General features: G+C 73.0%; 15 protein-coding genes. 9 read left to right on the forward strand and 6 right to left on the reverse strand.

Annotation, left to right across the window (positions count from 1 at the left end; all coding sequences use genetic code 11):
- Positions 1–15: 15 nt before the first annotated feature.
- The 3 genes from AB0G50_RS30480 to AB0G50_RS30490 form a co-directional block, all read right to left on the reverse strand.
- Entirely contained in the window at positions 16–987 is a 972-nt protein-coding gene (locus AB0G50_RS30480; RefSeq protein WP_360115441.1) for an amidohydrolase family protein, read from the reverse strand.
- Between the two features lie 5 nt (positions 988–992).
- Entirely contained in the window at positions 993–1,607 is a 615-nt protein-coding gene (locus AB0G50_RS30485) for a hypothetical protein (protein ID WP_360115444.1), read from the reverse strand.
- A 111-nt stretch (positions 1,608–1,718) separates the two neighbouring features.
- Positions 1,719–2,924, reverse strand: a complete 1,206-nt coding sequence (locus tag AB0G50_RS30490; protein ID WP_360115447.1) for an FAD-dependent monooxygenase — start codon at positions 2,922–2,924, stop codon at positions 1,719–1,721.
- Positions 2,925–3,066: 142 nt separating this feature from the next.
- On the opposite strand from AB0G50_RS30490, the gene AB0G50_RS30495 reads away from it, so the two are divergent.
- From AB0G50_RS30495 to AB0G50_RS30525, 7 genes are all read left to right on the forward strand, one after another.
- The gene (locus tag AB0G50_RS30495; protein ID WP_360115450.1) at positions 3,067–3,846 is read left to right on the forward strand and encodes an IclR family transcriptional regulator; all 780 of its coding nucleotides are present in this window, start codon (positions 3,067–3,069) and stop codon (positions 3,844–3,846) included.
- Positions 3,847–3,946: 100 nt separating this feature from the next.
- Complete coding sequence (locus AB0G50_RS30500) at positions 3,947–4,870, forward strand: dioxygenase (protein WP_360115453.1); 924 nt, start codon at positions 3,947–3,949, stop codon at positions 4,868–4,870.
- 2 nt (positions 4,871–4,872) lie between these two features.
- The gene (locus AB0G50_RS30505) at positions 4,873–5,943 is read left to right on the forward strand and encodes a maleylacetate reductase (protein ID WP_360115456.1); all 1,071 of its coding nucleotides are present in this window, start codon (positions 4,873–4,875) and stop codon (positions 5,941–5,943) included.
- Between the two features lie 390 nt (positions 5,944–6,333).
- Positions 6,334–7,818, forward strand: coding sequence for an FAD-dependent oxidoreductase (locus tag AB0G50_RS30510; protein WP_360115459.1), 1,485 nt, complete (start codon positions 6,334–6,336; stop codon positions 7,816–7,818).
- Between the two features lie 28 nt (positions 7,819–7,846).
- Entirely contained in the window at positions 7,847–9,178 is a 1,332-nt protein-coding gene (locus tag AB0G50_RS30515) for an amidohydrolase family protein (RefSeq protein ID WP_360115462.1), read from the forward strand.
- Between the two features lie 33 nt (positions 9,179–9,211).
- Positions 9,212–10,147 carry an alpha/beta hydrolase gene (locus AB0G50_RS30520; RefSeq protein WP_360115465.1) on the forward strand — a complete coding sequence of 312 codons (936 nt, stop codon included), beginning with the start codon at positions 9,212–9,214 and terminating at the stop codon, positions 10,145–10,147.
- A gap of 8 nt (positions 10,148–10,155) precedes the next feature.
- Complete coding sequence (locus AB0G50_RS30525; RefSeq protein ID WP_360115511.1) at positions 10,156–11,640, forward strand: CoA-acylating methylmalonate-semialdehyde dehydrogenase; 1,485 nt, start codon at positions 10,156–10,158, stop codon at positions 11,638–11,640.
- 539 nt (positions 11,641–12,179) lie between these two features.
- Here AB0G50_RS30525 and AB0G50_RS30530 read toward each other — a convergent pair.
- Complete coding sequence (locus AB0G50_RS30530; RefSeq protein ID WP_360115468.1) at positions 12,180–13,625, reverse strand: AMP-binding protein; 1,446 nt, start codon at positions 13,623–13,625, stop codon at positions 12,180–12,182.
- 266 nt (positions 13,626–13,891) lie between these two features.
- Between AB0G50_RS30530 and AB0G50_RS30535 the strand changes: the two genes are divergently transcribed.
- The gene (locus tag AB0G50_RS30535; RefSeq protein WP_360115471.1) at positions 13,892–15,259 is read left to right on the forward strand and encodes a carotenoid oxygenase family protein; all 1,368 of its coding nucleotides are present in this window, start codon (positions 13,892–13,894) and stop codon (positions 15,257–15,259) included.
- A gap of 37 nt (positions 15,260–15,296) precedes the next feature.
- Here AB0G50_RS30535 and AB0G50_RS30540 read toward each other — a convergent pair whose 3' ends face one another.
- Complete coding sequence (locus AB0G50_RS30540) at positions 15,297–16,610, reverse strand: cytochrome P450 (protein ID WP_360115474.1); 1,314 nt, start codon at positions 16,608–16,610, stop codon at positions 15,297–15,299.
- A gap of 312 nt (positions 16,611–16,922) precedes the next feature.
- Here AB0G50_RS30540 and AB0G50_RS30545 point away from each other — a divergent pair, with 312 nt between their 5' ends.
- Positions 16,923–17,441, forward strand: coding sequence for a MarR family transcriptional regulator (locus tag AB0G50_RS30545; protein WP_360115477.1), 519 nt, complete (start codon positions 16,923–16,925; stop codon positions 17,439–17,441).
- Between the two features lie 40 nt (positions 17,442–17,481).
- On the opposite strand, the gene AB0G50_RS30550 is transcribed toward AB0G50_RS30545, so the two are convergent.
- Complete coding sequence (locus AB0G50_RS30550) at positions 17,482–17,913, reverse strand: PaaI family thioesterase (RefSeq protein ID WP_360115480.1); 432 nt, start codon at positions 17,911–17,913, stop codon at positions 17,482–17,484.
- Between the last annotated feature and the right edge of the window lie 339 nt (positions 17,914–18,252).

The raw sequence follows: 18,252 nt of genomic DNA on the forward strand, positions 1-18,252 counted from the left end.
TGGCGAAGGGAAGAACTACTCGGCGAACGCCGAGACGCGCTGTGCCAACCGCGGGAACAGGCTCAACGCCCGGTCCCGCACCCCGTCCGCCTCCCGCGCGGACAACGCGCCGCAGTCCGCGAGACTGCGCCGGTTCGCCTCGGCGGACGCCTCGTCCGTGCACGGCGCGCCCCAGTCGCTGCCGTAGACGAGGTGGTCCGCGCCGACGGTGGCCACGGCCGGCAGCAGCGACTGCGCGAACGCCGTCGCCGCCGTGTCGAGGTAGAGCGTCGAGGTCTGCGCGTCGACGTCCCGGGCCGAAACCCCTTGCGGCACCCAGGGTTCGTCGCCCAGCAGCCGCAGCCGCCCGGTCAGCGCCGGGAACGCGCCACCGCAGTGCGCGATCACGAACGTGATGTCCGGGAACCTCTCGAACGTCCGCCGGAAGACCATGTCGAAGATCGTCCGCGCGGTGTCGAAGGCGACCTCGTACAGCGGCGCGGGGTGGTCGAGCACCGCGGGCCGCCGCGCGTCCGGGTGCACGAACACCGTGGCACCCAGCTCGTTCAGCCTGGTCCACAACGGGCTCAGCGACTCGTCGCCCAGGTGCACCCCGTGGTAGTTCGTGGTCACGGCGAACCCGTCGGCGCCCAGCTCCTCCCACGCCCGCCCGGCCTCCGCGACCGCCGCCGCCGGGTCGTCCGTCGGCAACGCCGCCAGCAGCCCGAACCGCGTCGGGTGCTCGGCCACGAGCGAGGCGCCGTAGTCGTTCGACGCCCGCAACGCGGCCAGGCCGTCCGGGATGGTGCTCAGCAACTGCGTCGCGGTGCCGGAGGCGTCCATGTAGGCGAGCGTCCGCTCCACCGACCACTCGTGCGGCTCGGGGAAGTAGATCCCCTTGGCGAGCATGGCCTGCCAGCCGCGCCGCCGCTCCCGCTCCGTGCTCGGCACCGAGAAGTGCGCGTGCACGTCCACGTACCGCGCCGGTCCACCGGTCACCGTGGTCACCCGCGTCACCGGTCCCGGAACAGCCGGAGACCTTCTTCGATCTCCGCGAGCGGGCTCTGCGCGAGCAGCGGCGCCAACGCCTCGCGGGCCTGCGCGGGCGACAGCATCGCCGACCGCGGCACCTCGTCCACCTGCCAGCTGCCGCTGTCGTCGTAGATGAACTCGCCGAGGAGCCGACCGTCGACGTAGGGCCACACGCCCGCGAACCGGTGCGACACCTGGTAGGTGCCGTCCGGGTCGACGCCCTCGTCCGCGAGGGACTCGTCGGTGCCGGGCAGCACCTGGGCGAACACCGACTGCATGAACAGACCGTGGTCCGACACCGCGATCTCCTCCTCCAGCGCGCCGAAGACGTTCATCCCCCGGCCGACGATGTCCGCGTAGAACGCGCGCACCGCGGGCATCCCGTCGCACACGAACGTCTTGCCGCGCTCGGTGAGCCGGTACAGCGGGTTCTCGACCGTCATCGTCGGGATCAGGATGTCCTCCCAGTAGCCCGACACCTCCAGCAGCGCGTGCCGGCGGTAGTTCTTCAGCACGTGCCGGTGCCTCGGGTTCTCCACCACGGCCAGCGCGGCGTCGACACCCTTCGAGATGTCCCGCACGTCGAACACCTTCATCTCGACACTCCTTTTAGGTCTGAACCTCGTCGTTCGGGCCGAACTCTCCACCACCGGCACCGGGTGGGTCAGCACGGTGTCCGATGAATGAACTGCCGGTTTCGCCCCAGGTCAGGGCACCCGGTGCGGCGTCGTCGCGTCCGGGTCGTACTCGTAGATCCACCCGTTGGCCACGAGCGGGTCGACGTCGGCGAACGACCGGTCGCGGCGGCGCTGCTCGGGGCCGTCGGGCAGGTGGTTGACGTGCGACCGGGCGTGGCTCACCTCCTGCAACCGGGTGGTCCGCGGCCGGCGTGCCGCCTCGTAGCGGGCCAGTGCCGCGACCGGGTCCGCGACGTCGTCGGCCAGGCACCGGGCCAGCACCGCCGCGTCCTCGATCGCCTGCGCCGAGCCCTGCGCGAAGAACGGGAACATCGGGTGGGCCGCGTCGCCGAGCAACGTCACCGGTCCGCGTGACCACCGTTCGAGGGGCGCGCGGTCCAGCAACGCCCACCGGCCCGGCGTCTCGGCCGCCCGGACCAGGTCGACCAACCTCGGGTCCCACCCGTCGAACTCGGCGAGGAACTCCTCGACCGTCGCGGTGGCGGTCCACGACTCCACCGAGTGCTCGCCGGCCGGCGCGAACGCCACCAGGTTGACGAACCTCCCGCCCGAGATCGGGTAGTGCACCAGGTGGTGCCCCGGTCCGAGCCAGAGCGTCTGCGCGGGACGGCGGGCGAACGCCGGCGCCCGGTCGGCGGGCACCAGCGCGCGGAACGCGCACAACCCCGAGTAGGTGGCGGGCCGCGGTCCGGCCAGCGCGGCGCGCACCACCGAGTGCACGCCGTCCGCGCCGATCACCACGTCGGCCTCCACCTCCTCGCCGTCGGCGAACCGCAGCGACGGGCGGCCGTCCCGCACGGTGACCCCGGTGCACCGCCTGCCCAGCCGGACCACGTCCGGTGGCACCGCGCCGCCGAGGGCGTCGAGCAGGTCGGCCCGGTGCGCCGCGTAGGTGTGCTCGCCGTAGAGCCGCTCGCACGCCGTCGCCAGGTCCTCGGCCGACAGCACGGAACCGTCCCGCCAGCGCCGGAACTCCCAGCCGACGTCCAGCCGCACCGCGCGGCGCAGCAGGTCGTCCAGCACGCCGAGCCGGCGCAGCAGCCGGGCCGCGTTCGGCGCCACCACCAGGCCCGCGCCGACCTCGGCCAGCGCCGGCGCCTGCTCGTACACCGTGCAGCGCAGTCCCGCCCGGTGCAGGAACGCGGCGGTGGCGAGGCCGCCGATCCCACCGCCGAGGATCGCGATCCCCGGCGTCCCGTTGTTCGATCCGGACATCCAGTCCTCGACTCCCGCGCTCGTCGTTCGCTTCCGGTTGACGGCGTGATGCTGCCCCGACCGGGCGGGTGAACTCGCCGGAGTGGCCGTCCTATGGACAACGTCGACTACCTTTGTCCGACGACGACAAGGAGGTCGTGTCGTGCCACGCACCAACGAACCCGGCCGCAGCGTCAGCTCGCGGCTGCTGGAGGTCCTCTTCGCCTTCCAGCCCGACCAGAGCGCGTTGAGCCTCGCCGACCTGGTGCGCCGGACCGGGTTGCCGCACGCGACCGTGCGCCGGCTCGCCATGGAGCTGACCGACGTCGGCGCGCTGAGCCGGAAGAACGACGGCCGGTTCACCATCGGACTGCGGCTGTGGCAGCTCGGCACGCTGGCGCCGCTCACCGAGTCGCTGCGCACCAGCGCCCAGCCGTTCATGGAGGACCTCTACACCGCGCTGCACCAGCACGTGCAGCTCGCCGTGCTGGAGGGCACCGAGGCGGTGATCATCGAACGGCTGTCCGCGCCCCGCGCGCCGGGGCTGGTCTCGCAGGTCGGCGGCCGGTTGCCGCTGCACTGCTCGGGCGTGGGCAAGGTGCTGCTCGCGCACGGCGGCGCGGAGCTGATCGACCGGGTGCTGTCCGGCAGGCTCGAGCGGCACACGCCGCGCACCACGGTCGACCCGGTGCTGCTGCGCGGCGAGCTGGCCGAGTGCCGGCGGACCGGCACGGCCGCGGTGCGCGGCGAGCTGACCACCGGCGCGGACTCGGTCGCGACCCGGATCGTGGACGCCGAGGGCGCGGTGGTGGCGGCGCTGTCCGTGGTCGTGCGCACGGACTCGGTGAAGCACCAGGCCGCGCTGCCGTCGCTGATCGCGAGCGGTCTCGGCATCTCCCGGGTGCTCGGGTGGAAGCCGGGCATCCGGATCCGAGACGCCTAGCCCGGCGCAGCTCGTTGTCCGTTGAACGGACGACGCCCTGTTCCCGTCCGCCGCGCCGTGCCGACAATCCGTCCCGCACCCGAGAACCTGGAGGACGACCATGGCCGAACGGGACGTGTCCGGCACCGTCGCCGACCCTCCCGCCGCGACGAGCGGGTTGTTCGGCGAGGAGCGATCGGCGGAGGTGGTCGCGGCGAGCTTCGCGGGCACCCGCGATCCGCGACTGCGCCGAGTGCTCACCTCACTGGTGCGGCACCTGCACGACTTCGTCAAGGACGTCGAGCTGACCGACGAGGAGTGGTCCGCCGCGATCGGGTTCCTCACCGCGACCGGGCAGACCTGCACCGACACCCGGCAGGAGTTCATCCTGCTCTCGGACGTGCTCGGGGTGTCGATGCTGGTCGAGACGATCAACAACCGCGCGGTCGGCGAGCTGACCGAGTCCACTGTGGAGGGACCGTTCCACGTCGTCGCCTCGCCGCCGCGCGCGCTGGGCGACAGCATCGCCGAGGACGGCCGGGGCACGCCGTGCCTGGTGACCGGCAGCGTGTCCGGCCCCGACGGCGAGCCGGTACCCGGCGCGCTGGTCGACGTGTGGCAGGCCGACGACGAGGGCTTCTACGACGTGCAGCGGTCCACCGAGGCGCACGGCGACCTGCGCGGCCTGTTCACCGCCGACGCCGACGGCGCGTTCCGGTTCCGCTCGATCGTGCCGCGCTACTACCCGATCCCGGCGGACGGCCCGGTCGGCGCGCTGCTGACCGCGACGTCGCGGCACCCCAACCGCCCGGCGCACGTGCACTTCGAGGTGTCCGCGCCCGGCTACCGCACGCTGACGACGCACGTGTTCGTCGCGGGCACCCCGTACCTCGACTCGGACGCCGTGTTCGGCGTCAAACCCAGCCTGGTGCGCGAGTTCCCCGAGGTGGACGACCCGGCGCGGGCGGCGGAGGCGGGCCTGCCGAACCCGTTCCGCGAGGTGCGCTTCGACGTCGTGCTGGCCGCGCTCGACGGGGAGCGGTGACCATGTCGGTGTCCCCGTTCGCCTACGACGCCGCGCCGATGCGCGTGCGCTTCGGCGTGGGCGTGGTCGACTCGCTGCCCGAGGAGATCGCCCGCCTGGGCCTGCGCCGCGTGCTGGTGCTCTGCTCGCCCGAGCAGGAGGAGACCGGGCAGGCCGTGGCGCGCGCGCTCGGCGACCGGTCGGCCGGTGTGCTCGCCCGGGCCCGGATGCACGTCCCGGTCGAGGTGGCGCGCGAGGCCGCCCGGCACGCGGCGGACCTCGGCGCGGACGGCTGCGTCGCGGTCGGCGGCGGGTCCGCGGTCGGGTTGGGCAAGGCCATCGCGCTGGAGCACGGGCTGCCGGTGGTCGCGGTGCCCACCACCTACGCCGGTTCGGAGATGACCCCGGTGTGGGGTCTCACCGAGGACGGCCGCAAGCGGACCGGCAAGGACCGGCGGGTGCTGCCCGTGGCGGTGCTCTACGACCCCGCGTTCACCGTCGGGTTGCCGGTCGGCATGTCGATCACCAGTGGCTTCAACGCCATCGCGCACGCCGTCGAGGCCCTGTACGCGCCGGACCGCTCCCCCGTCGTGTCGTTGATGGCGGAGGAGGGCGCGCGGGCGATGGTCGACGCGCTGCCGCGGGTGGCGGCCGACGGTGCCGACCTGGACGCGCGCGGCACCGCGCTGTACGCGTCGTGGTTGTGCGGCGCGTGCCTCGGCGCGACCACGATGTCGTTGCACCACAAGCTGTGCCACGCGCTCGGCGGCACGCTGGACCTGCCGCACGCGCCGACCCACACGGTCGTGCTGCCGCACGCGCTCGCGTACAACCAGGCCGCCGCGCCCGACGCGGTCGCCGCGCTGTCCCGGGCGTGGACGACGCCGAACCCCGCGCGCGGGTTGTGGGACCTGGCCGGCTCGCTGGGCGCGCCCCGGTCGTTGCGCGATCTGGGCATGGCGGAGGCCGACGTCGAGCGGATCGCGGCGGAGGTCGTGGGCAACCCCTACGCCAACCCCGCGCCGGTCACCCCGACCGGTGTGACGAGGCTGCTCCGCGCCGCCTGGGCGGGAGAACCGCCGCCCGACCGGTAGGCCGCACGCCGAACCCGTTGCCGCGCACCGGGTTCGGCCACCCGCCCCGATCGCCGCCAGGGTGCGCCCCGGCCCGGTCGACTGCCCGTGGGCGACCGGGCTTCGAACCACCCTCGGCGTCCGCGCGACACGGCGGTCACGCGGCAGGGAGAACACTCCGGACCACCGGGCCGTCGTGCGCCGACGGCCGGCTCGACGCTGCCCGCGAACCGCGCTCGCGGACACCGTCCCAACAGGACTTAAACTCCGCACAGTGCTTGCCCCACAAGGGAAATCGGCACTCCGCAGCGCTTGACAGCACCGAACGAAGCTCGCATTCTTCCTCGCGTCAGCCCGACGACCGCCTGGCGGCCGGCTGACCGCTCACCGACCGCAGTGGAGGACAGTCCAATGTCGAACAGTGCCCCGCCTGCCGACGTCGTCGTCATCGGCGGCGGACCCGCCGGCTTGACGACCGCGGCCGAGGCCGCCCGTGCCGGAGCCCGGGTCGTCGTCCTGGAGAAGCGGACCGGCGACACGCACTCGCGCGCCGGCGTGATCCAGCCCCGTGTGCTGGAACTGCTCGACGCGCGCGGGTTGATGGAGCGGTTCCGGGCCGCGGCCGGTCGGTGGCGGCCGGACTTCGAGGTGCCGCTGTACATGTACGCGGGGTTGCCCGGCCTGCGCTACGACCAGCTGGACAGCCGCTTCCCGTACGCGCTGATCCTGCCGCAGATGACCACCGAGCACCTGCTCGCCGAGTGGGCCGTGGAGGAGGGCGTCGACCTGCGGCGCGGCGTGACCTACCTGGGGCACACCGAATCCGAGGGTCGCGTCACGGTGACCGCCCGCGACGGCGAGGGCGCGACGTTCGAGATCGACGCCGCCTACCTGGTGGGCGCGGACGGCGCGCGCAGCCTGGTGCGCGACGCGGCGGGCATCCCGTTCGAGGGTCACCCCACCCGGATGACGGCGGTGGCCGTCGACGCCGACCTGCCGTTCCCGTGGCAGGCGTCCATGCAGATGCGGCGCAACGAGCACGGCTGGGTGCTGGCCTACCCGTTCGGCCACGGCACCACCCGGTTCATCATCGTCGCCGAGCACCGCCGGACCGTGCCGAAGACCGAGCCGGTCACTATCCCCGAGGTCCGCGAGTCGCTGCGGCTGGTGTTCGGCACCGACTTCGACGTGACGAGCGCGAAGTGGTTGTCCCGCTACGGCGACGCGCACCGGATGGTGCCGACGTTCCGCCGCGGCCGGGTGCTGCTGGTCGGCGAGGCGACCCGGGTGCACTACCCGGCGAGCGGCATCGGGATGAACTACTGCGTCCAGGACGCGTTCAACCTGGGCTGGAAGCTCGGGTGGGTCGCCGACGGCCGGGCGCCGGACGCGCTGCTCGACACCTACCACGACGAGCGGCACCCGGTGCTGGCCGCGATGATGGACGACGTGGCCGCGCAGTGCGCGCTGCACTTCGACTTCTCGCCGGGAGGGTTGGCGCTCAAGGACTTCGTGGAGCGCGAGCTGGTGCCCGTGCCCGAGGTCAACGCGATCCTGCGCGACCGGCTGAGCGGGTTCGGCACGTCCTACCACCGCGAGTCGGACCCGCACCGGGCCGACGGCACCCGCGTGGGCGACTTCCCGCTGGACACCACCGGTTTCCCGGAGTTCGCCCGGACGGCGGGGTTCGTCCTGGTCGACACGGCCGCGACGGTGCGCGCCCTGCCCGACACCATCACCGCCACCACCACCCGGCCCGACGCGCTGCCCAAGGAACTGGCCGGCGTCGCCACCGTGCTGATCCGCCCGGACTCCTACGTGGCGCGCGCGTGGGACGTAAGACCGTCCGATGTGGACGTCGCCGCCGCCTACCGGACCGCGATCGGCGCGCCGTGAACCGCACCGGCGAAGGAAGGACCACACCATGACCGACCGCACGCTCATCACCGACGGCTGGGTCGTCACCGGCGATCCCGCGCTCGGCACCGTCGCCGACTGCGACGTGCTGATCGAGAACGGCCACATCGCCGCCGTGGGACCGAACCTGGACCGGACGGGCGCGGACGTCCTCGACGCCACCGGCATGATCGTGACGCCCGGGCTCGTGGACACCCACAAGCACACCTGGCAGTCCGCCGTCCGGCACCGGTGCACCGAGCTCGACCTGATGACCTACTTCGGCGAGATGTTCGGCCGGCTCGGCGCGCGCTACCTCCCCGAGGACGTGTACGCGGGCAACCTGCTGGGCGCGCTCTCCGCGCTCGACGCGGGCACCACCACGCTGATGGACTGGTCGCACGTGCAGAACTCGCCCGCGCACAGCGACCAGGCCGTCGCGGCGTTGCGCGACTCCGGGATCCGGGCCGTGTTCGGGCACGGCTGGCCGCTGGTCGACCTGCCGGCGTGGATCTCCGGGAGCGTGCTGCCGCACACCGACGACGTGCGGCGGATCCGGCGCGAGCTGCTCGCCGACGACGACGCGCTGGTGACGTTGCAGCTGGCCGCGCGCGGGCCCGAACTGTCCACGATGGACGTGACGCGGCGGGACCTCGCGATGGCCAGGGACCTGGGCATCCGCACGTCGGTGCACATGGGGTGCGGCAAGCCGTTCGGCGCGCTGGCCGCGATCGCGCAGCTCGGTCGCGCCGGGTTGCTCGGACCGGACCTGACCTTCGTGCACTGTAGCGAGTCCGCCGACGACGAGTTCGCGATGATCGCCGACAGCGGCGGTTCGATCGCCCTGGCGCCCCAGCACGAGCAGGCCATGCCGGGCATCGGGCACACGCCGATCGACCGGGTGCGGGCGTACGGCGTCACGGCCGGGTTGAGCAGCGACACCGAGGCGTTCGGCGCGGCCGACCTGTTCACCCAGATGCGGGCCGGGTTGGCGGCGCACCGCAGTCAGCTCGCCGACGGGCGGTCCCGGTTCGGCGGCGCGCTCGCGCCGTTCAGCGTGCACGAGGTGTTCGCGATGGCCACCCAGGGCGGCGCGGACGTGCTCGGACTCGGCGACCGGATCGGCAGTCTCACCCCCGGCAAGCGCGCGGACGTCGTGCTGATCCGGGCGACCGACCCGAACCTGTTCCCGGTGGCCGACCCGGTGGCCGCGGTCGTGGCCTCCGCGCACCCCGGCAACGTCGACACCGTCCTGGTCGACGGTGTGGTCCGCAAGCGCGCGGGTGCGCTCGTCGGCCCGGAACCCGCCCGCGCGCGGGATCTCGCGCTCGCCTCCCACCGCCGGCTGCTCGACGCCTGACCTCCTCTTCCACCCCCCGTTCGAAAGGACCTCATGTCACTCGACCCGAACATCGCCGGATTCCTGGACGCGCTCCGGTCGGCCGGCGCGCCGCCCGGGTTCGCCGGCACGCCCGCCGAGATGCGCGACCGGATGCGGGCCGCGATCGAAGGCCACTGGGACCCGTCGGCGTTCGCACCGGTCGCGAGCGTCGAGGACGTCCACGCCGGGCGGCTGCCGCTCCAGGTCGTGCGCCCGATCGCGACCGGCCCGAGGCCGACCGTCCTGTACTTCCACCCCGGCGGCTTCACCATGGGCAGCGCGCACCTCATGCAGGACGTCGCCCGGCGGCTGGCCCACGACCTGGGCGCGTGCGTGGTGTCGGTGGACTACCGCCTCGCGCCGGAGAACCCGTTCCCGGCCGCGGTCGACGACGCGCTGGACGCGCTGCGCTGGGTGGTCGAGTCCATCGCCGACCTCGGCGGCGACCCGTCCCGCGTCGGTCTGGCGGGCGAGAGCTCGGGGGCGAACCTGGCCGCGGTGACCGCGATCGCGGCCCGGGACGCCGGGATCCCCGTGGCGGGCCAGCTGCTCGTCTCGCCGGTGACGGACTTCTCGACCGAGTACCCGTCGGCGACCGAGAACGGCGACGGGTACTTCCTGACCCGCGCCGACCTCGCGGTGATCCGGCGGTTCTACCTCGGTGCCGGCGACGCCGCCGACCCCAGGGTCTCCCCCGCCCTGGCCGACCTGGCGGGCGTCGCGCCCGCGGTGGTCGGCGTGGCCGGGTTCGACCCGTTGCGCGACGACGGGATCGCCTACGCGGCAACACTTCTGCGCGCCGGGGTGCCGACGGCGCTGCGGGTCTACCCCGGGTTGATCCACCCGTTCTTCGGCATGCCCGGCCTGTCGCCGGCGGCCGAGGCGGCGGTGGTGGAGCTGACCGGCGCGTTCGGCCGGCTGCTGGATGGTCGGGAGGAGGACGCGTGAGCGGCGCGGTGGTGCCGCACTGGGTCGACGGCGCGCCGTACACCGGCAGCGGGACGACGACCTCGCCGGTCACCGATCCGGCGACCGGCGAGGTGACCGGGCGGGTCGCGCTCGCCGACGTGGCCGACGTCCAAGCGGCGGTCGCCTCGGCCAAGGCCGCGTTCCCCGCGTGGCGCGACCTGTCGCTGACCCGGCGCACCCGGATCCTGTTCCGGTTCCGGGAGTTGCTGGAGGAGCGGAAGTCCGAGCTGGCGGAGCTGATCACCGCCGAGCACGGCAAGGTGCTGTCGGACGCGCTGGGCGAGATCGGTCGCGGGCAGGAGGTCGTGGAGTTCGCCTGCGGCGCGGCGCACCTGCTCAAGGGCTCCATGACGGAGAACGCGTCCACGAACGTCGACCTGCACTCGATCCGGCAGCCGCTGGGTCCGGTCGCGGTGATCACGCCGTTCAACTTCCCCGCGATGGTGCCGATGTGGTTCTTCCCGCTCGCGATCGCGGCCGGGAACACGGTGGTGCTCAAGCCGAGCGAGAAGGTGCCGTCGGCGGCGAACTGGATGGCCGCGCTGTGGGCCGAGGCCGGGTTGCCCGCCGGGGTGTTCACGGTGCTGCACGGCGACCGGGTCGCGGTGGACGAACTCCTCGTGCACCCGGACGTGGAGGCGGTGTCGTTCGTGGGGTCGACCCCGGTCGCCCGGCACGTCCACACGACCGCGAGCCGGCACGGCAAGCGGGTCCAGGCGTTGGGCGGCGCGAAGAACCACATGGTGGTGCTGCCCGACGCGGATCCCGACGTCGCCGCCGACGCCGCGGTGAACGCCGGGTTCGGCTCGGCGGGCGAGCGGTGCATGGCGGTGAGCGTGGTGGTGGCCGTCGGTCCGGTGGCGGATTCCCTGGTGCCGCGCATCGCCACCCTGGCCGCCCGCGTCCGCACCGGCGACGGCCGCCGCGGCTGCGACATGGGTCCGCTGGTGACCGAGGAGCACCGGGACCGGGTCGCGGGGTACGTCGCGGCGGGTGAGCGGGAGGGCGCGAGGGTGGTGCTGGACGGTCGCGAGGTGCGGCCGGACGGCGAGGCGGGCGGGTTCTGGCTGGGGCCGACGCTGCTGGACCACGTGAAGCCGGAGATGAGCGTGTACACCGACGAGATCTTCGGGCCGGTGCTGTCGGTGGTCCGGGTGGACACGTTCGACGCGGCGCTGGACCTGGTGAACGCGAACCTTTACGGCAACGGGGCGTGCGTGTTCACCTCAGACGGCGGCGCGGCCCGGCGGTTCGAGCGGGAGGTGCAGGCGGGCATGGTCGGGATCAACGTGCCGGTGCCCGTGCCGATGGCGTACTACAGCTTCGGCGGCTGGAAGAACTCCCTGTTCGGCGACACGCACGCCCACGGAACCGAGGGAGTCCACTTCTACACCCGCGGCAAGGTCGTCACGACCCGGTGGCCGAAGCGCGCCACCCCGGGCCTGGACCTGGTCTTCCCGCAGAACGACTGACGCAGGGGCTCGGCGAGTGTGCGGCCAGGCCACCGGCATTGGACGACGGCCGCCCGGCGGTCGGGCGGTTGGGCAGTCGGGCGGTCAGGCGGTCGGGCATTTGGGTATTCGGGCGGACGGGTGGTCACGCGGTCCGGTAGTCGGCCAGTCCGGCCGGCCGGCAGTCGGACCGCCTGGCACTCGGGCCGCCTGCATTTGGGCATTCGGGCGGTTGGGTAGTGACGCGGTCCGGCAGTCGGGCCGTCGGGCCGCCCGGCGGTCGGGTAGTCCGGCGGTCGGGCAGTCCGGCAGCCCCGATCGCCCGGCGGTCTGGCCACCCAGCGGTCCGGCAGTCAGGGCGGCCGGCGGTCCGGCAGTCCGGCGGTGAGAGTCGGGGCGTCGCGTGGTCGGGGCGCCGTTGTGCCTGAGCGGCAGGCGGGTGTTGAACGTGTGAGGTGTGGTGTTGTTGAACAATCCTCTCGGCCTCCCGGCGAGGTGAGAGGATTGTTCAACGATTCTCTGATGGAACAAGTCGACCATCGGGGGCGGACGCAGGTCGGTCAGGCGCGGAGGAGGCGTTTGTAGAGCTTGCCGTTCTCATCGCGCGGGAGTTTGTCGGCCAGGACCACGACCTTCGGCACCTTGTAGCCCGCGAGCAGCCTGCGGACGTGGGCGCGGACGTCGTCCTCGGTCAGCGTCGAGCCCGGCTCCACCTCCACGTGCGCGGCGACGGATTGGCCGAACTCCTCGTCCGGGACGCCGAAGACGGCCGAGTCGCGGACACCGTCCAATTCGGACAGTGCCGCCTCGATCTCCGCCGGGTACACGTTCACGCCGCCGGTGATGAGCATGTCGTCGGCGCGGTCGGCCAGGTACAGGTAGCCGTCCGCGTCCAACCGGCCGAGGTCGCCGACGGTGATGAAACCCTCCAGCTCCATCGCCCGGCGCTTGTCGTCGGCGTCCAGGTAGGTGAAGTCCGGCCAGTACCCCGCCGGCCGCACGTACACCGACCCGACCTCGCCGACCGGAGCGTCCCGCCCGTCCGATCCGATCACCCGCACCGCCGCGCCGTCCACCGGCAGCCCGACCGTGCCCGGCCGCTCCAACCACGTCTCCGAATCGCACCACACCACGGCACCCATCTCCGAACCGCCGTAGTACTCCCACACGATCGGCCCCAGCCAGTCGATCACGGCCCGCTTCACCTTCGGCGGGCACGGCGCGGCCGAGTGCACCACGCGGCGCAGCGACGACAGGTCGTAACGCGCGCGAACCTCCTCCGGCAGCCGCAGCAGCCGGACGAACATCGTCGGCACCACCTGCACCTGCTCGATCCGGTGCCGCTCGATCGCGGCCAGGAACTCCTCCGGGTCGAACCGCTCCAGCAGCGTCACGTCCAGCCCGACCGTCACCGCGATCGTGGCCAACGTGTTGGGCGCCATGTGGTACAGCGGCGCGGGGATCAGCGTGCTGCCGCCCTCGCGCAACCCCATCCGCTCCACCGCGCCCATCGCCATCCGCACCAGCTGCTCGTCGGTGACGGGTTCGCGCACCACGCCCTTCGGCCGCCCGGTCGTGCCCGAGGTGTAGACCACGCCCAGCGCGGACGACTTCGGCACCGCCGCCGTCAACGGCTCCTGCGCGTCGATCCAGGAGTCGACCTCCTCGACCAGCACCGCGCCCGGCGGCAGTACGCCCGCCACCGTCGCCGCGAACTCCTTGTGCGCGAACACGACGCGCGCCTTGCAGTCCGCCAGCAGGTAGCCCAGCTCGTCCGCCGACCAGTGCCAGTTCACCGGCACGGGGTTCGCGCCCGCCACCGCGACACCCGCCGACAACTCCAGGAACTCCACGGAGTTCCGCAGCACCAGGGCGACGGCGTCACCCGGCCCGACACCCAGCGCGGCCAACCCGCCCGCCACCCGCGCGGCCCGCGCGCGGAACTCCGGGTACCCGCGTTCGACGTCACCGCACCGGATTCCCGGTTCCCGACCCATGTTCGCCATCCCTTCCCCACGGACGCGTTCCCGAGCACACGCGGCTCGGCCCCAGCCGGACGGACGCCCCGCACCCCGCGCCGGGCAGCCGGCGACGGCCGGCCACGATGCCGGAGGCGGACCAGGACACGGCGCGTCCTCGTTGCACACCACCGTTTCCGGTCGCACGCGCCGCGAACCCGCGGTCGACGGGTGCGCCGTTCCCGGAACGTACCGTCGCGAGGGTGCGGTGTCATCGATTGACAGGGCAACGGCTTCGGGCCACGGTCGAGCGCATGACCACGATCGAGGTGCAGGGCTACTGGACCCCCGTCCCCGACGAGATCGACGCCGTCGACCTGGAGGTCACCGGAGCACTGCCGGCCGAGCTGACCGGTCGCTACTTCCGCAACGGGCCGAACCCGCTGCCCGGCGAGACCGAAACCCACCGGTTCGTCGGCCACGGCATGATCCACGGGGTGCGGCTGCGCGAGGGGCGCGCCGAGTGGTACCGGAACCGGTGGGTGCGCACCCGCAACCTGGACGGCGCGCCGCGCGACCTGCCCGACGGCTCGCGGGACCGCACCGTCGGCAGCGCCAACACGCACGTGGTCCACCACGCGGGCCGGGTGCTCGCGCTGCTGGAGGGCACCGTCCCGTACGAACTGTCCCGCGAGCTGGACACGATCGGCCCGTGCGACTTCGGCGGCCGGCTGACCGGCGCGATGACCGCGCACCCCAAGGAGGACCCGGCCACCGGCGAGCTGCACTTCTTCGGCTACTCGGCGCGCCCGCCGTTCCTGACCTACCACGTCCTGTCGCCTCGGGGCGATCTCGTGCGCTCGCGCGACGTCGAGGTCAAGGGACCGACGATGATGCACGACTTCGCGGTGACGGCGAACCACGTGGTGTGGCTGGACCTGCCGTTGGTGTTCGACCTCGCCCGCCGCCAGGACGACATCCCGTACCGGTGGGACGACGGCTACGGCGCGCGGATCGGCGTGATGCCCAAGCACGGCGACGGTCCGGTGCGGTGGTTCGAGGTGGACGACTGCTACGTGTTCCACATCGGCAACGCCTTCGAGGACGCCGACGGCGCCGTGGTCATCGACGTGGTCCGCTACGCGCCCGAGTCGTTCCGCCAGGCGTGGAAGGCGTTCGAGGAGGTGGGCCGGAGCACCGCGCCGAACCCCGGTCCGGCGCACCGGGTGGCCCGTCTGGGCGAAGCCCGGTTGCACCGCTGGACCCTGGACCCCGCCACCGGGCGAGTCCACAGTGGACAGCGGGACGACCGGGACCTGGAGTTCCCCACCATCAACGACTCCCGCACCGGGCTGCCGAACCGGTACCTGTACACGATCGTCAAGGGCGGACCGGACGAGACGTCGAACCTCGTCGTGAAGTTCGACGGCGACACCGGCGCGAGCACCACGCACGACGTCGGCGCGCACCGGCGCGCGGGCGAGGCCGTCTTCGTGCCGGCCGCCGACGGGCGCGCCGAGGACGAGGGGTGGCTCATCGCGCTGGCCGGCGACCGGGCCGCGAACCGGTCGGAGCTGCTCGTGCTGGACGCCACCGACCTGTCCGCGCCGCCGGTGGCCTCGGTGCGCCTGCCGCGCCGGGTGCCCGGCGGCTTCCACGGCTCCTGGATCCCGGACGCCTGAGCGAGAGGTGGGGGCCGCCGCCACGGCCCCCACCGGCTCAGGCCGGGCTCAACCGCATCTCCAACCGCGGCGGGCGCAGCGACACCAGCGCGTCCGGCACGACCGGTCCCGCCGACACCGGGGTGAGCCGGAACCGCTGCGCCACCATCGCGACGACCAGGTGCAGCTCCAGCAGCGCCAGGTCCATCCCGACGCACTTGCGCGCGCCGCCGCCGAACGGCAGGTAGGCGTGCCGGTCGGGCGCCTTGCGCCCCGGGCCGAACCGCTCGGGGTCGAACTCCTCGGGACGGTCCCAGACCGCCGGGTCGCGGTGCGCCGCGTAGGGCGGCACCAGCACGGTGGACCCGGCGGGCACCGGGCAGCCGCCGATCACGTCGTCGGCGACCGCGTCGCGCGGGAACAGCCAGATCGGCGGGTACAGCCGCAACGACTCGTCCACGACCTGGCGCAGGTACGGCAGGTCCGCGACGTCCTCGGCGGTCGGCACGCGCCCGTCGAGCACCTCGGCCAGCTCGGCGGCCACCTTCTCGCGCACCGGCTCGTGGTTCGCCAAGGCGTGCAACGTCCACGCGAGCGCGCAGCCGGTGGTTTCGTGCCCCGCCAGGAACACCGTCTTCAGCTCGGACCGGATCTCCCGCCTGCCGAAGGGTTTCCCGTCCGGCCCGGTGGCCGAGGCCAGCGCGGCGACCAGCCCGTCCGGCGCGCCGGCACCCGCCTCGTGCCGGTCGATCACCTCGTCCATCACCCGGTTCAGCACCGCCTGGTGCCGCGCGAGCCGCCGCTTCCACCCCGGCGCGAGCGGGCGGAGCGGGTTCGCGTTGTTGCCCGCCTCCATGGCGAACCGGACCGCGGGCAGCAGGTCGTCCGCGTGCCGGCGCAGGTCGACCCCGTAGAGCAGGGTGCCGAGGACCCCCATCGCGAGCCGCATCATCTCCTCGGTCACCTCGACCGGCTCACCGCGCCGCATCCGACCGTCCCACCCGTCGAGCACCTCGCCGACCATCGCGGTGATCGTCGGCGATTCGGCGCGCAGCCTGGGTTTGTGGAACAGCGGTTGGCTCGCCGCGCGCCGGGCCTTCCACTCCGCGCCGTCGGTGGTGAGCATCCCCCGGCCGAAGAACAGGTGGAACCCGCGGTAGAAGCGACCGCGCACGTAGTTGCGCGCGTTGGTCTGGAGCACGTGCCGGATCTGCTCGGGACCGCTGACCTGGTGCACGGTGAACGGGCCCATGCGGACCCGCGCGAGCGGGCCGTGCCGGTCGCGCAGCCTCGTCACCAGGCGCAGCGGGTTCCTGGCGAAGGACACGAGCACGTCGAAGAACGGGCCGGGTGCTTTCCTGCGGCCGGACAAGGTTCCCCCCTTGCAGTCGTCGGTCGCCCGCGCGGTGGTCGACCGGGCACGGCGCGTCCGCGGGCCGGCGGTCCTGGACCACGGTCGCGACGGGCGTCGACCCGATGATCACCTCACGCAACGTAACGGGACCGACCCGGAGCCGACAACGCCCGCCCGCGAATACCGGACCATTCGCGCACCCGCTCCTTCGGCTCGGCGCTGTGCCCCCCGACCGTTGCGCGTACCATGTAGTGACATGCTTCCACCCGTGTCGCGCCGCGAGCGCGACGCACGTGACCGACGTGGCGACCCCTTCTGCGAGGTGCAGCGATGACCGCCGACGCGTCGCCCGGCGGCACCGCGGACCCGTACGTCCGCTCGGCCGACCGGTCGGACTGGGGCAGGCTTCGCGCGTTGCACAACAGGATCGAGGCCGCGCTCGAACGCGGGTTGCAGCGCCGCTTCCACTTCGGCCTGTCGGAGTTCACCGCCATCTGCGCGCTCGCCGAGTCGCCCGAGGGCGAACTGCGGATGCAGGACCTCACCGACACGGTGGGCCTCAACCAGAGTTCGGTCAGCCGGCTGGTCGCGCGGCTGGAGTCGGCCGGGCTGTGCGCCCGCGAGCTGTGCGAGACCGACCGGCGCGGCGTCTACACGGTGATCACGCCCGAGGGCCGCGAGGTGTTCGAGAACGCCGTGCCGTTCCACGACGTGACGCTGGCCGAGGTGTACGAGCAACTGGCCCGGGACCCGGACCTCGGACCGCTGCTGGACTCGGTGCGGTCCCGGCCGAAGGCGCGGAAGAACTCCTCGCCGCCCCCGACCGACACCACCCCGACCACCGCCTGATCACCCCGGCCCGCACGCTCCCCCGTGCGGGCCGGGGCCGTCAGCGTTCCAGGGGCACGTTCTGGAGCCGGACGCTGCCGCGCGCGACCTCCTTGCCGTCCTCGGCCCGGGTGAGCACGACCTGCCACAACTGCTGCGAGCGGCCCTGGTGCACCGGCGTGGCGAGGATGTCCACCCGACCCTCGCGGACCGGGCGGAGGAAATCGGTGGTGTTGCTGACGCCCATCGCGAACTCGCCGCGCTCGATCACCGCGGCCGACGCGCCGGTGCTCGCCACGCTTTCGATCACGCTCGCGTACACACCGCCGTGCACCACTCCCCACGGCGTGTGGTGTTCCACGCCCAAGTCGATGTGCCCGTGCACCCGGTCGCCCGCGATCTCGTCCAACCGGAGATCCATCGAGTCCAGGAACGCGCCTTTGTGCGCCAGGAAATCCGGCAACCGCCGCGCCGCCTCGCCGTCAGCACCCATGGGAATCTCCTCGAAGCTCCTCGGACGGTTTCGGGAGCTTATGCACCGCCGCACAAGCGGGTCAACAACTCCCTGCGGAAAGCCGCGACGGCGCGCTTCGGCCCTCCTCATCAGGCCACCGGCGGATACGTGGTCCACGTCACAGTGTCGTATGCAGACTGTTTCGCCGATGCCGAAACCTCGCTGTTACACGGCTTCCCACGTGCGTCGGAGCACGGTCGGACGGCAATCAAACAGTCGACGCTCTGTTCCCGATCAACCGATGTGACCCGAACGGCTGAACGTCGTATTCGCTCGGAAGCAAATCCGCACTCCGCACGTTGACGGTCCCACCACCCT

The sequence above is a fragment of the Actinosynnema sp. NPDC020468 genome (genome assembly GCF_040642015.1).
Lineage (GTDB): Bacteria > Actinomycetota > Actinomycetes > Mycobacteriales > Pseudonocardiaceae > Actinosynnema.